Origin of the sequence: Rhizobium pisi (assembly GCF_003938655.1) — a bacterium.
Lineage (GTDB): Bacteria > Pseudomonadota > Alphaproteobacteria > Rhizobiales > Rhizobiaceae > Rhizobium > Rhizobium pisi.
This window is the reverse complement of record NZ_RJJT01000001.1, coordinates 328,872-341,873: the sequence shown is the minus strand read 5'-3', so window position 1 is coordinate 341,873 and position 13,002 is coordinate 328,872. Positions and strand designations below refer to the sequence as shown.

Annotated in this window: 13 protein-coding genes and 2 pseudogenes; 14 read left to right on the top strand and 1 reads right to left on the bottom strand. The window is 61.7% G+C overall.

What is annotated here, in order from left to right; all coding sequences use genetic code 11:
* Positions 1–151 precede the first annotated feature (151 nt).
* The 8 genes from EFD55_RS01785 to EFD55_RS01750 are packed head-to-tail and all read left to right on the top strand — an operon-like array spanning position 152 to position 7,659.
* Positions 152–1,279, top strand: coding sequence for a BMP family ABC transporter substrate-binding protein (locus EFD55_RS01785; protein ID WP_125842388.1), 1,128 nt, complete (start codon positions 152–154; stop codon positions 1,277–1,279).
* A gap of 20 nt (positions 1,280–1,299) precedes the next feature.
* Positions 1,300–2,430 (top strand): ABC transporter permease, encoded by a 1,131-nt coding sequence (locus EFD55_RS01780; protein ID WP_125842386.1) that lies wholly within the window; start codon positions 1,300–1,302, stop codon positions 2,428–2,430.
* Positions 2,430–3,356: an ABC transporter permease gene (locus tag EFD55_RS01775; RefSeq protein WP_125842384.1), complete on the top strand. Its 927-nt coding sequence runs from the start codon at positions 2,430–2,432 to the stop codon at positions 3,354–3,356. The genes EFD55_RS01780 and EFD55_RS01775 overlap by 1 nt, the downstream gene beginning before the upstream one ends.
* A gap of 12 nt (positions 3,357–3,368) precedes the next feature.
* Entirely contained in the window at positions 3,369–4,385 is a 1,017-nt protein-coding gene (locus EFD55_RS01770; RefSeq protein WP_125842382.1) for a formamidase, read from the top strand.
* A gap of 11 nt (positions 4,386–4,396) precedes the next feature.
* Positions 4,397–5,098 (top strand): biuret amidohydrolase, encoded by a 702-nt coding sequence (gene biuH / locus EFD55_RS01765; protein ID WP_125842697.1) that lies wholly within the window; start codon positions 4,397–4,399, stop codon positions 5,096–5,098.
* Positions 5,095–6,645 (top strand): ABC transporter ATP-binding protein, encoded by a 1,551-nt coding sequence (locus EFD55_RS01760; RefSeq protein WP_125842379.1) that lies wholly within the window; start codon positions 5,095–5,097, stop codon positions 6,643–6,645. The genes biuH and EFD55_RS01760 overlap by 4 nt, the downstream gene beginning before the upstream one ends.
* Positions 6,645–7,313: a cysteine hydrolase family protein gene (locus EFD55_RS01755; RefSeq protein WP_125842377.1), complete on the top strand. Its 669-nt coding sequence runs from the start codon at positions 6,645–6,647 to the stop codon at positions 7,311–7,313. Before EFD55_RS01760 ends, EFD55_RS01755 begins: the two co-directional genes overlap by 1 nt.
* Entirely contained in the window at positions 7,306–7,659 is a 354-nt protein-coding gene (locus tag EFD55_RS01750; protein WP_125842375.1) for a cupin domain-containing protein, read from the top strand. The genes EFD55_RS01755 and EFD55_RS01750 overlap by 8 nt, the downstream gene beginning before the upstream one ends.
* Positions 7,660–7,710: 51 nt before the next feature.
* On the opposite strand, the pseudogene EFD55_RS01745 reads toward EFD55_RS01750, so the two are convergent.
* Positions 7,711–8,272, bottom strand: a pseudogene (locus EFD55_RS01745) (ATP-binding cassette domain-containing protein); the annotation flags it as partial.
* Between EFD55_RS01745 and EFD55_RS01740 the strand changes: the two are divergent.
* The 6 genes and pseudogenes from EFD55_RS01740 to EFD55_RS01715 all read left to right on the top strand — a co-directional run.
* A pseudogene (locus tag EFD55_RS01740) lies at positions 8,273–8,519 on the top strand (nucleotidyltransferase domain-containing protein); the annotation flags it as partial.
* 185 nt (positions 8,520–8,704) lie between these two features.
* On the top strand, positions 8,705–9,205 hold the full coding sequence (locus tag EFD55_RS01735) for an NADH-quinone oxidoreductase subunit J (RefSeq protein WP_125842373.1): 501 nt from the start codon (positions 8,705–8,707) through the stop codon (positions 9,203–9,205).
* A complete protein-coding gene (gene nuoK, locus EFD55_RS01730) occupies positions 9,205–9,507 on the top strand; it encodes an NADH-quinone oxidoreductase subunit NuoK (RefSeq protein ID WP_007819572.1) in 303 nt (100 codons plus the stop codon). Before EFD55_RS01735 ends, nuoK begins: the two co-directional genes overlap by 1 nt.
* Before the next feature lie 5 nt (positions 9,508–9,512).
* Positions 9,513–10,976 carry a monovalent cation/H+ antiporter subunit D family protein gene (locus EFD55_RS01725; protein ID WP_125842371.1) on the top strand — a complete coding sequence of 488 codons (1,464 nt, stop codon included), beginning with the start codon at positions 9,513–9,515 and terminating at the stop codon, positions 10,974–10,976.
* Complete coding sequence (locus EFD55_RS01720) at positions 10,973–11,227, top strand: hypothetical protein (RefSeq protein ID WP_125842369.1); 255 nt, start codon at positions 10,973–10,975, stop codon at positions 11,225–11,227. The genes EFD55_RS01725 and EFD55_RS01720 overlap by 4 nt, the downstream gene beginning before the upstream one ends.
* Positions 11,220–12,995, top strand: a complete 1,776-nt coding sequence (locus EFD55_RS01715; RefSeq protein WP_125842367.1) for a Na(+)/H(+) antiporter subunit D — start codon at positions 11,220–11,222, stop codon at positions 12,993–12,995. Before EFD55_RS01720 ends, EFD55_RS01715 begins: the two co-directional genes overlap by 8 nt.
* Positions 12,996–13,002 lie beyond the last annotated feature (7 nt).

Below are 13,002 nucleotides of genomic sequence, written 5' to 3'. Positions count from 1 at the left end.
CTGATCAGACAATCTGCATGCACTTTTGCAGTGCGCGAGTTTTGCAAATAAAATAAATAATAAAAAACAATAGATTGGTTTATGGCACGCTCATTGCATGCACTTTTCTGTACTCGTTCACAACCGGCCCAACGCCGCAAGGAGCATTCCGATGACCAAACTCCTTTCCATGAACCGCCGCAATTTCCTCCAGGCTTCCGCTGCCGGTGCGCTCGCCGGCGCCATGCCGGGCCTTATCGGCTCTCCCGCTGCAGCCCAGACCGCGCTGACCGTCGGCTTCATCTATGTCGGCCCCAAGGACGACTACGGCTACAACCAAGCGCATGCGGAAGGTGCCGCCGTGGTCAAGGCGCTGCCGGGCGTGACCCTGGTCGAAGAAGAGAATGTTCCTGAAACCGTCGATGTCCAGAAGACGATGGAGTCGATGATCAATCTCGATGGCGCGACCCTGCTGTTTCCGACCTCCTTCGGCTATTTCGATCCCCACATGCTGGCCATGGCCGCCAAATATCCCGATATCCAGTTCCGCCATTGCGGCGGCCTCTGGCAGGAAGGCAAGAATCCCGCCAATACTGGGTCCTATTTCGGCTATATCTTCCAGGGCCAGTATCTGAACGGCATCGCCGCTGGTCATGCGACGAAGAGCAAGAAGATCGGCTTCGTCGCCGCCAAGCCGATCCCGCAAGTTCTGCAGAACATCAACGCCTTCCTGCTTGGCGCGCGCACAGTGGATCCTGGTATCACCTGCCAGGTGATCTTCACCGGTGAATGGTCGCTCGCCGTCAAGGAGGCCGAAGCCACCAATGCGCTGGTCGACCAGGGCGCCGACGTCATCACCTGCCACGTCGATAGTCCCAAAGTGGTCGTCGAGACGGCGGCCGGCCGCGGCGCCTTCGTCTGCGGTTATCACGCCAACCAGAGCCCGCTTGCTCCCGAAAAGTACCTCACCGGCGCCGAATGGGCCTGGGGCAACGTCTACAGCGGCTTCGTCAAGAAGGCGCAGGCCGGCGAAAAGCTCGGCAACTTCGTGCGCGGCGGCCTGAAGGACGGCTTCGTCAAGATGAGCACGCTTGGCCCCGCCGTGTCCGCCGAGGGCCGCAAGGCTTTCGAAGTCACGCAGGCGGAGATGATGAAGGGCGGCTTCTCGGTCTTCAAGGGACCGTTGAAGGACAATAAGGGCGACACTGTCGTTGCCGCCGACAAGAGCTACGCCGAAGACGCGATCGAGCTCGAAAGCATGAATTATCTGGTTGAGGGCGTCGTCGGGTCCACGGCGTAAACCGCGAAGGGAGAAGCGCCATGACCATCGAGGCCAATGATCCCGCACTATCGATCGCTTCGGAAAAGCCTACTTCGCTACGCCCCATCCTCGAATGGATCGCGCGGCGCGCCGAACCTGTTGTCATCGCCCTTGCGGCCATCCTGATCGGTCTTGCGCTCTTCTCCCTCTTCATCCTGGCGGTCGGTAAGTCGCCGGTCACCCTCTTCCAACTGATGTATACCGGCGGCTTCGGCAGCTGGTTTTCGGTGCAGAACAGCTTAAGCCGCGCCGCACCCCTTCTCCTGACGGCGCTCTGCGTCGCCCTGCCCGCCCGTCTCGGCCTCGTCATCATCGGCGGGGAAGGAGCGGTCGTGCTGGGCGGCGTTGCTGCCGCAGCCATGGCTCTGCCGCTCGCCGGCACTGCGCCCGTTTTCCTCACCCTCATTCTGATGGCGATCGCTGCCATGGCGGTCGGCGGCATCTGGATCGGCCTTGCCGGCTTCCTGCGCCACTATCGCGGCGTCAACGAAACCATATCATCGCTGCTGCTCTCCTATATCGCCATTGCCCTGATGAACCAGTTCGTCGAAGGGATGCTCCGCGATCCTGCAAGCCTCAACAAGCCGTCGACCAGGCCGCTGCCGGCGGAATATATGCTTGGCAAGATTCCCGGCATGGACGTGCATTGGGGTCTCGTCATCGGCATCCTCGCCTGCATTGTGTCCTGGATCTTGATGGAGGCGACGAGCTACGGTTTTGCCGCCCGCATTGCCGGCGGCAACGTGCGCGCCGCCCAGATCCAGGGACTGCCTGTGGGAAAACTGATCGCGGGATTTACGGCACTCGCCGGCAGCTTTGCCGGTCTGGCGGGCATGATTGAAGTGGCGGCGGTGCAGGGAAGCGCAAATGCCTCGCTTGCCGCCGGCTACGGTTATACCGGCATCCTCGTCGCCTTCCTCGCCAGGCACAATCCGCTGGCGATCATTCCGGTCGCGATCCTGCTCGGTGGCATCGACGCCTCGGGCGGCCTCATCCAGCGGCGCATGGGCCTGCCGGATGCGACCGTTCTGGTGCTGCAGGGGACTCTTTTCATCGTCATTCTGTTCTGCGAGACCTTCTACGGCCGCTTCAAGATCTTCAATCCCGACCTCTGGAAAAGGAGCCTCTGATGGAAGAGACAGGCATCGGCATCTGGGGCGTGCCGCTGGCGATCTTCGCGGGCGCCATCCGCGTTTCCACCCCATTCATCTTCGTCAGCCTCGGCGAGACGATCACCGAACGCTCCGGTCGAATCAATCTCGGCCTGGAAGGCACGCTGGTCTTCGGCGCCATGACGGCCTATGCGGTGGCCGTCATGACCGGCTCGCCGACCCTCGGCGTGCTGGCTGCCATGATGGCCGGCGCAGTCTTCGGCCTCATCCACGGCTGGATCTGCAAATTCCCCAAGGTCAACGACATCGCCATCGGCATCGCCATGATGCAGTTCGGTCTCGGCATGGCGTTTTTCCTCGGCAAATCCTTCATCCAGCCGGTGGCGCCGAAACTGCCCTCGATCCCGCTCGGTGGCTGGTCGAGCACTCCGCAGATCCAGGCGGCGCTGAATATCAACGTGCTGTTCTTCATCGGCGCAGCCCTTGCCCTCTTCCTGTTCTGGGCCTTCAAGAACACCCGCATCGGCCTGATCCTGCGCGTTGTCGGCGACAGTACCGACGCGGCCCGGGCCATGGGCGTCCACCCGGACCGGGTTCGCCTGCTGGCGACGGCCGCCGGCGGCTCGCTGGCGGCGATCGGCGGCGCTTACCTCTCGCTCTACTATCCGGGCTCGTGGAACGAAGGCATCTCGTCGGGCCAGGGCCTGATGGCCGTGGCTCTCGTGATCTTCGCTCGCTGGAACCCGATCGGCTGCTTTCTCGCTGCCCTGCTTTTCGGCGGTGCCGGCGCGCTCGGCCCGGCGCTGCAGTCGGTCGGCGTCACGCAAGGCTACTACCTCTTCTACGCCGCTCCTTACGTCCTCACCCTCGTCATCCTGATCGCCACGTCCTCGCCCACCCGCTCGCTCGCCGGTGCGCCGGGTGCCCTGTCGCTCACGAAGTAACGGAGCTTGCCGATGAATGGACTTGGCGGTCTCAACAAATCCGAACATGGCGTCGGCATCGGCCTGGTACAGCTCCAACTGCCGGTGACCCTCACCAAAGCGGATCTGGCAAAACAGACGCATGTGATCGTCGATCTGGTGGCCAAAGCACGGCGCAACCAGCCGGGCATGGACCTGGTCGTCTTTCCCGAGTATGCGCTGCACGGCCTCTCCATGGACATCAATCCGGAGATCATGTGCAAGCTCGACGGGCCGGAGGTCGCGGCCTTCAGGAGGGCCTGCAGGGACAACGCGATCTGGGGCTGCTTCTCGATCATGGAGCTGAACCCTGGCGGCATGCCCTACAATTCCGGCATCGTCATCGACGACCAAGGCGAGTTGAAGCTCTATTATCGCAAGATGCATCCCTGGATCCCCGTCGAGCCCTGGGAGCCCGGCGATCTTGGCATCCCTGTCATCGAAGGCCCGCGAGGCGCCAAGCTCGCACTGATCATCTGCCATGACGGCATGTTCCCGGAGATGGCGCGCGAATGCGCCTATAAGGGCGCCGAAATCATGATTCGTACAGCCGGCTACACGGCGCCGATCCGCGATGCCTGGCGTTTTACCAACCAGGCCAATGCCTTCTGTAATCTGATGGTCACGGCCAACGTTTGCATGTGCGGCTCGGACGGAACGTTCGATTCCATGGGTGAAGGCATGATCTGCAATTTCGACGGCACGATCATCGCCCACGGCACCTCCGGCCGCGTCAACGAGATCATCAACGCCGAGGTGCGTCCCGACTTAGTGCGCGAGGCCCGGCTCGGCTGGGGCGTGGAGAACAATATCTATCAGTTCGGCCATCGCGGCTATGTCGCCGTCGCCGGCGGCGCGCAGGATGCGCCCTACACCTACATGCACGACCTCGTCGCCGGCAAATACCGCCTACCTTGGGAAGACGAGATAAAGGTCAAGGACGGCACGTCCTGCGGATTTGACAAGCCAATGCGCCGTTACGGCGAACCCCTCAAACCTGCCGCGGAATAGGAGAGAGAATGATGGACGCGATGGTCGAAAGCGAAGGGCATTTTATCGACGCCGATCCCTATCCGTGGCCCTATAACGGCGCTCTGAGACCGGACAATACCGCCCTCATCATCATCGACATGCAGACCGATTTCTGCGGCAAGGGCGGTTATGTCGACCATATGGGCTACGACCTGTCGCTGGTGCAGGCGCCGATCGAACCCATCAAACGTGTGCTTGCCGCCATGCGGGCCAAGGGCTACCACATCATCCACACCCGCGAGGGCCATCGCCCCGATCTTGCCGATCTGCCGGCCAACAAACGCTGGCGCTCGCAGCGGATCGGCGCCGGCATCGGCGATCCCGGCCCCTGCGGTCGCATCCTGACGCGGGGCGAACCTGGCTGGGACATCATCCCCGAACTCTACCCGATCGAAGGCGAGACGATCATCGACAAGCCCGGCAAGGGTTCGTTCTGTGCCACCGACTTCGAACTCATCCTCAACCAGAAGCGCATCGAGAACATCATCCTCACCGGGATCACCACCGATGTCTGCGTTTCGACGACGATGCGCGAGGCAAACGACCGCGGCTACGAATGCCTGCTTCTGGAGGACTGCTGCGGTGCGACCGACTACGGAAACCACCTCGCCGCCATCAAGATGGTGAAGATGCAGGGTGGCGTATTCGGTTCCGTCTCCAATTCCGAAACCTTTGTGAGCCAGTTGCCATGAGTACCGTTCGCGACACGCCCCTCCCCAAGACCGGCAAGGCGGTCGGCATCGATACGCTCGGGATGACCATGCGCTTCGGCTCGTTCACTGCGCTCGACAACGTCTCGCTTGCCGTTCCGGCCGGCTCCTTTCACGCGCTTCTCGGCGAAAACGGCGCCGGCAAGTCGACGCTCGTCAAATGCATCATGGGCTTCTATCACGCCACGTCAGGCTCGCTGTCGGTCGACGGCCGCGAGGTGTCGGTCGCCTCCCCCAAGGACGCCGCCACCTATGGGCTCGGCATGGTCTACCAGCATTTCACCCTGGTTCCCTCTCTAACCGGTGCGGAAAACCTGGTCATCAGCCGCACCGAGGTCCCCGCGGTGATCAACTGGGCCAGGGAACGCAAGGATCTAGCGGATTTCATGGAGCGCATGCCGTTCAAGATCCCGCTCGACAGGCCGGTAAGCGAGCTTGCCGCCGGCGAAAAGCAGAAGCTCGAAATCGTCAAGCAGCTCTATCTCGGCCGCTCCTTCCTCGTGCTCGACGAGCCGACCTCGGTGCTGACGCCGGCCGAAGCCGACGAGATGCTCGGCATCGTGCGCGGAATGACCGAGCGCGGCGAACTCACCGTGCTGATGATTTCCCACAAGTTCCATGAGGTGACGAAGTTCGCCGATGCCGTCTCGATCCTGCGGCGCGGCAAGCTGGTCGGTACCGGCAAGGTTGGCGAACTCTCCACTGTCGAGATGGCGGCGATGATGATCGGCGACGTCAAGCTCGCCGAGCTCGACAGCCGTCTGCCGGTGGCCGAAGCGGCAAGACCGGTGTTGACCGTAAGCCAAGTAAAGGCCCCCGATCGCTCCGGCCTGAAGACGATCGAGATCGACGCGCTGACAGTCCGCTCCGGCGAGATCGTCGGCATCGCCGGCATATCGGGCAACGGCCAGAAGGAGCTGACGGAGATTCTCGCCGGCCAGCGCCCGACCGATGCCGGTAAGGTCATGGTCAATGGCGAGGCTTACGGCGCCACCCGCGATGAGACGCGCAAGAACAAGGTGCGTTTCATTCCCGAAGAACCGTTGCAGAATGCCTGCGCGCCCAAGATGACCGTGAGCGAGAACCTTGCGTTCCGCACCTTCGACTTGAAGTCGGACGGCAAGGACGCGATCTGGCTGAACAAGGGCAGTATGAAGAAGCGTGCCTCGGCGCTGATCTCCGACTTCAAGGTCAAGACCGCCTCTTCCTCCTCGCCGATCGCAGCGCTTTCGGGCGGCAACGTGCAGCGGGCGGTGCTCGCCCGCGAACTGACCGGCGATGTCGATCTGCTGATCGTATCGAACCCCTGTTTCGGTCTCGATTTCTCGGCCGTTGCCGAAATCCGTGCCCGTATCATGAAGGCGCGCAATTTGGGTGCCGCCGTGTTGCTGCTGTCGGAAGACCTCGACGAACTGCTCGAGATGTCCGACCGCATCATGGTCATTTCGGAAGGCAAGCTAGTTTACGAGACACCGGCACGCTCGGCCGATATCGGCGTGATCGGCGCCCACATGGCGGGACATCATTGATGGCGAAGATCAAAGCCGAACCTTTCGCCTTTCCGGTGAAGCATGATGAACTTGCCCTCATCGTCATCGACATGCAGCGCGATTTCGCCGAGCCCGGCGGCTTCGGTGCAAGCCTCGGCAATGATGTCAGCCGCATCACCAGGATCGTGCCTGATGTCAAACGCCTCATCCAAGGCTTCCGCAATGCCGGTCTGCCTGTGATCCATACGATGGAGTGCCATCGGCCGGACCTTTCTGACCTGCCACCGGCAAAACGCGACCGCGGCAATCCTTCGCTCAGGATCGGCGACGAAGGCCCGATGGGCCGCATTCTGATCTCCGGCGAACCCGGCACGGCAATCCTGCCGGAACTCGCTCCTGTGAAGGGCGAAGTCGTCATCGAAAAACCCGGCAAGGGTGCCTTCTACGCCACAGACCTCGGCACGGTGTTGCAGGAGAAGGGTATCAGTCAGCTCGTCTTTGCCGGCGTCACCACCGAAGTCTGTGTGCAGACGACGATGCGCGAAGCAAACGACCGCGGCTATGAGTGCCTGCTTGCCGAGGAGGCGACGGAAAGCTATTTCCCGGAATTCAAAGCCGCAGCCATCGCCATGATCCGCGCTCAGGGCGCGATCGTCGGCTGGACCGCCCATGTCGACGACATTCTGGAAAGCATCGCCCATGCCTGAAACGACCCGCGAACTGCTGAGCCCAGGCGGCTGGAAGGCGCTGGAATTCGGCCCTTTTCGCGACGCTGTCACCATTCACTGGATCCGCCCATTCGAGGGCGATCAGCCGGGTGTGGCGCTGTTGAAATATGAGCCCGGCGCCTCCGTTCCCCGCCATCGCCACGAAGGACTCGAGACCATTCTGGTGCTCGATGGCGTTCAATCCGACGAGACGGGCGATTACAGCAGCGGCAGTTATATCGTCAATGCGCCGGGCAGCGAACACTCGGTCTGGAGCGATACCGGCTGTGTCGTGCTCATCCAGTGGGACCGGCCCGTGAAAATACTCGAAGGCGAAATTGCCTGAACCCGATATCTCCCGAGGTCTGCCCGATGATCCGGAAGGACATGAGCGTCGGAGCAGCATCGAGGCGCCGCGATCGATATAGGTGTCCAGGAATTGTTCGAGCCGGAGGTTTCTCGGCCGCTTGAAGACATCCTGCGGTGGGCCGGTGAACAGCACCTTGCCGTGATCGAGAAAGATGATCTGCTGGCCGACTGTCGCGGCAAATCCGATCTCGTCGGAGGCGTCGACCATCGCATGACGTTCAGCACCTCGCCGGTCAACTCGGGATCAGTGACTAAGTCAATTCGTCAAAGAGCATGATCTTCGAGTTGAGGGCAAGGGCGCGGACGATGGCAACGCGCTGCTGCTGCCCTCCCGAAAGCTGCGAGGGATAGGGCCCTGCCCTCGAGACCGACCTTGGCGAGCCGGGCCATTGACCGCTCCTCTGCATCCCTACGGTTCATCTTGTGAGAACCGTCTTCAGCGCTTCGCTGACATTGCCCAGCGCCGTCATATGTGACCAGAGATTGAACTGCTGAAACATCATCCCGATCTGCCGGTTCACAGCCGCCGGCATCCGCTCACGTGCGACCTTAGCGTTTTCCGCAAAGCCAAGCACCTCGCCGTTGACGGTATGAAATCATCCCTCAACCATATGCCACTTCGCAAGCAGCGAGATTGGCCGCGTTCTGGAAATTCTCCACGAGGAATTCGAGGACGCGTTGAAGGATGGTACGGCAGAATTCAAGAAGCGCGGCAGGATCTTGAAGATCATCCTGTTCGGCTCCTACGCCAAGGGTGGGTGGGTCGATGAACCCTTCACGATGAAGGGATATCGCTCCGATTTCGATCTCTTGATCATCGTCAACAACCGCAAGCTCTTGCCTATCCCTTCCAGCGGCCTTCGCCACATCCGGACTGGCCTGATTTTGCTCCGCCGATGACAATAATCTTGTGTAAAATCCGATACTAGGGCACAATTTGCGAAGGCATCTGAAGTTGCGGCGCAATCTCAAATCCGGCCATCTCGCGCCGAGTGACAGTTCGCGCCGGAGGGTCGGCGTCGATGGATCAGGGGTTCTTTCTTCTGTTCGCTACGGTATCCGTGATCACGGCCCTGACGATGGTCCTGGTGCGCAATCCGGTTCACAGCGCATTGGCGCTGATGGCGTGTTTCCTGCAGGTCTCGGCAATCTTCGTCTTGCTCGAGGCACCGTTGCTCGCGGTCATCCAGATCTTCGTTTATGTCGGCGCGATCATGGTCCTGTTCCTGTTCGTGATCATGATGATCGATGTGCGCGAAGCGGTGTTGCAGCGGTTCTTGCCGGGCGGAAACCTCCCGGCACTGGTACTGCTCGTCCTGCTCGGGGTCGAGATGCTCGTGCTGGTGCTCTGGAGCGACCGTTTTTCGGTCATGGAGCCCGTCGCCATGGGCGGCGGCGATGACGTCAGGCAGCTTGGCACAGCACTTTTTGCCGACTATCTCCTGCCGTTTGAAACCGCCTCCGTAATCCTGCTGGCGGCCTTGGTCGGTGCCATCATGCTGGCGCGGAAGGAGCAGGGGTGATGGTTCCGCTCTGGTGGTATATTGTGCTCGGCGTGGTCCTCTTCGTGATCGGAGCGGCGGGCGTGCTGCTCAGGCGCAATATTCTCGTCGTCCTGATGTCGCTGGAGCTGCTGCTCAACTCGGTCAACATCAATTTTATCGCTTTCGGGCGTTACCACGCCGATTTCCGCGGGCAGATCTTCGCGATCTTCGTCATCGCAATCACCGCGGCAGAGGTTGCCGTCGCCCTCGGTATCCTGGTCGCCCTCGTGAGGAACAAATCCACCCTCAAGGTCGACGACGTGACGGTGATGAAAGGATAGCGGCTTTGGACCCGGTTGTATCGATCCGGCCGTTGCTTGCCATCACCGTCGCCGGTCTGGCGGCCCTTGCAGTTCTCCTTTTGCACAACCGCGAGAGACTTCGCGATTTGGTCTCGCCGTTGGCCGCGATCGCCATGTTCGCGATTGTCGTGTCGATGGCGCCCACGGTGCTGGCGGGCGGGACGGTCGAATTGCGTCTGTTCGAGATTCTGCCGGGGATTGACTTTGCTTTCCGGGTCGATGCGCTCGGCATGGTGTTTGCCACCGTTTCGTCGCTGCTGTGGATCGTGGCGGCTATCTATTCCATCGGCTACATGCGGCATTTGAACGAGCATGCGCAGACCCGGTTCTTCGCCTGCTTCGCCAGCAGTCTTGCGGCGGCAGCCGGGGGCGCCTTCGCCGCCAATCTATTTACGCTGGTGATCTTCTACGAAGTGCTCAGCCTCGTTACCTATCCGCTCGTCTACCACCACGAAGACGAAGCGGGATGGAGGGGCAGCCACAAGTACCTCGTCTATCTGATGGGCGCGTCGAAAAGCGCGCTGCTCGCCGCACTGGCGCTGACCTACCATATTGCGGGGTCGCTCGACTTTGTCACGGGAGGACTGCTGGCCGGGAGCGACGCCTCGGCGGCGCTGCTGACGGTCGTCTATTTCTGCTATCTTTTCGGCTTCGCCAAGGCCGCTGTGATGCCGATGCACGCCTGGCTGCCCGCCGCGATGGTCGCGCCGACACCGGTCAGCGCGCTTTTGCATGCAGTGGCAGTGGTCAAGATGGGCGTGTTCTGCGTCCTGCGGGTGGTGTTCCAAGTCTTCGGCACGGGGCTAGTGGGCGGGCTGGGCCTCGGCATCGCCACGGCCTATCTGGCTTCGTTCACGATCCTGATGGCGTCGGTTTACGCCCTGACGCGGGACGACCTGAAGGCCAGGCTCGCCTATTCGACGGTCAGCCAGCTCTCCTACATCGTGCTGGGCGCGGCTCTGTTGTCGCCGGTCGCTATGGTCGGCGGGATCATCCACATCGCAGCGCACGCATTCTCCAAGATCACGCTCTTTTTCTGTGCCGGGTCGATCTATTGCGCGTCCGGCAAGCGTAACATCAGCGACATGGCCGGTATCGGCCGCAGGCTGCCCTGGACGATGGGGGCATTCTTCGTCGCCTCGCTCAGTATGATCGGGATACCGCCAACCGCAGGCTTCGTCAGCAAGTGGTATCTGGCGGAGGGCGCCGTGGCGGCGAGAGAGACCGTGTTCCTGGTCGTGCTCCTGGTGAGCTCGATCCTGAACGCCGCCTATTTCCTGCCGATCAGCTATGCCGCCTTCTTCCAGGCTGAGAGGCAGGAGAGCCGGACGACGGTCCGTGAAATTCCGTTGGTCACGATTCCGCTGGTCGCGACGGCGATCCTGTCGGTGCTGATGGGCATTTTCCCGGGCTATTTTCTCACCCTGGCAGACGGAGTGATCCGATGATCAAGCCTATCGTCCACTTCTTTGGTGACGAGCAATATGCGAGACCGCGCCGCCGACTATTCTACCTTGTGCTCGTCCTGATCGTCGTCGCCGACTTTCTGGTTTCTCGCGAACACGCCGAATATCTGTGGGACAGCCTGCCGGGCTGGTCCGCCGTCTACGGCTTCGTCTCCTGCGTCCTGCTTATCTTCGTTTCCAAGTTTCTCGGCCATCGGGTCAGGCTGATGCGGCGCGAGGACTATTATGACTGACTTCATCCATCCGGCTCTGCTCTTTATTCTTGGCGCCCTACCGATCCCGTTCCTCAGCGGGTCGGTCCGCAAGGCCTATCTGCTTCTGATCCCTGCGCTGGCGATCCTTGCCGTGCTTGCGATGGAGCCGGGCAGCTATGGCGAAGCGCGGTTCATCGGGCAGGAGATCCTGATAGCGAAGGTGGACAAGCTCAGCATCGTCTTCGCCACCGTTTTCACCATCATGGCGCTGATCGGCATGGTCTACGCGCTGCATCTGACGGATGCCGGCCAGCACATGGCGGCATTCGTCTATGTCGGCAGCGCGCTTGGCGTGGTGTTTGCCGGTGACTACCTGACCCTCTTCCTGTTCTGGGAGGGCATGGCATTCGCTTCCGCCTATCTGGTCTTCGCGCAGCGTGGCGGGCCGGCGATCCGGGCCGGCTTCCGCTATCTCATGGTCCATATCACCGGCGGCGTGGTCCTGCTCGGCGGCATCATTTCCCACGGGCTCGCCACCGGTTCACTGCTTTTCGGCCCGATCGCGGGGGGGCTCACTAACGGGGGAATGGGGGTCGGCGACTACCTGATCCTCGCCGGCTTCATCCTCAACGCGGCCGTGCCGCCGCTCAATGCCTGGCTGACCGATGCCTATCCGGAGGCGACCGTCACCGGGGCGGTGTTCATGAGCGCGTTTACCACCAAAACTGCCGTCTATGTGCTGGCGCGAGCGTTTCCGGGGACCGAACTCCTGGTCTGGCTCGGCACTATCATGGCGCTCTACGGCGTCATCTACGCGGTGCTGGAGAACGATTGCCGACGGCTTCTCGCCTATCACATCGTCAGCCAGGTGGGTTATATGATCGCGGGTATCGGCATCGGGACCGAGATGGCGGTGAACGGAGCCGCCAGCCACGCCTTCGCGCATATCCTCTACAAGGCGCTGCTGTTCATGGGTGCCGGGGCGGTCATCTACGTCACCGGCCGACGCAAACTCACCGAGCTCGGTGGGCTTTACAAGACCATGCCACTGACCGTGGCGCTTTACATGGTTGGCGCCTTGGCGATCTCGGCGTTCCCGTTCTTCTCGGGTTTCGTTACCAAATCGATGGTGATAGCGGCCGCAGGAGCGGATCACCGCGCGCTGGTGGTGCTGGCGCTGACGATGGCATCGTCCGGGACGTTCCTGCACACTGGCCTCAAGCTTCCCTATTACATGTTCTTCGGGACGGACCGGAAACTGGAGGCGCGGGAGCCGCCGCGCAACATGCTGATTGCCATGGGCATGGCGGCGGTGCTCTGCATTGCGATCGGGGTGTTCCCCCAGCCGCTTTATGCGCTTCTGCCCTATCCGGTGGATTTCGAACCCTATACGGGCCTGCATGTCATGGAGAGCCTCGGGCTGCTGATGTTCACCGCCTTGGGGTTCGTGCTGTTCCTCTGGGCGCTCGATCCCGAGCAGACGATCAGCCTCGACACCGACTGGTTTTATCGCAAGGGTGCGCGGGCCTTCATGTGGCTCGCCGAAAGGCCGCTGGCGCGCTATGAGCAGGCGGTGAGCAACGTCTCCGAGACCGCGGCGCTGCCCTTGCTGCACGGCGCGGCGCGGGCAGGACTCCGGCTCGATCTTGCCGGCGTGGATGCCGTCGTGAATGGCATTGCCCACTCGATCCTGCACAGCGGCGGGCGGCTCAGGCGGCTCCAGACGGGTGTTGTGACCCATTACGTGTTGGCGATGGTCGTCGGTCTGATCGCAGCCACCGTCGTCTTCGTCGTGGCGTGGCGGTAGAGGCGCG

Coding starts and splice junctions, on each gene's coding strand:
- EFD55_RS01735 (WP_125842373.1), top strand. CDS start 8,705: ATGGATCAGGGGTTCTTTCTTCTGTTCGCTACGGTATCCGTGATCACG.
- EFD55_RS01715 (WP_125842367.1), top strand. CDS start 11,220: ATGACTGACTTCATCCATCCGGCTCTGCTCTTTATTCTTGGCGCCCTA.
- EFD55_RS01785 (WP_125842388.1), top strand. CDS start 152: ATGACCAAACTCCTTTCCATGAACCGCCGCAATTTCCTCCAGGCTTCC.
- nuoK (WP_007819572.1), top strand. CDS start 9,205: ATGGTTCCGCTCTGGTGGTATATTGTGCTCGGCGTGGTCCTCTTCGTG.
- EFD55_RS01770 (WP_125842382.1), top strand. CDS start 3,369: ATGAATGGACTTGGCGGTCTCAACAAATCCGAACATGGCGTCGGCATC.
- EFD55_RS01760 (WP_125842379.1), top strand. CDS start 5,095: ATGAGTACCGTTCGCGACACGCCCCTCCCCAAGACCGGCAAGGCGGTC.
- EFD55_RS01775 (WP_125842384.1), top strand. CDS start 2,430: ATGGAAGAGACAGGCATCGGCATCTGGGGCGTGCCGCTGGCGATCTTC.
- biuH (WP_125842697.1), top strand. CDS start 4,397: ATGGACGCGATGGTCGAAAGCGAAGGGCATTTTATCGACGCCGATCCC.
- EFD55_RS01780 (WP_125842386.1), top strand. CDS start 1,300: ATGACCATCGAGGCCAATGATCCCGCACTATCGATCGCTTCGGAAAAG.
- EFD55_RS01750 (WP_125842375.1), top strand. CDS start 7,306: ATGCCTGAAACGACCCGCGAACTGCTGAGCCCAGGCGGCTGGAAGGCG.
- EFD55_RS01755 (WP_125842377.1), top strand. CDS start 6,645: ATGGCGAAGATCAAAGCCGAACCTTTCGCCTTTCCGGTGAAGCATGAT.
- EFD55_RS01720 (WP_125842369.1), top strand. CDS start 10,973: ATGATCAAGCCTATCGTCCACTTCTTTGGTGACGAGCAATATGCGAGA.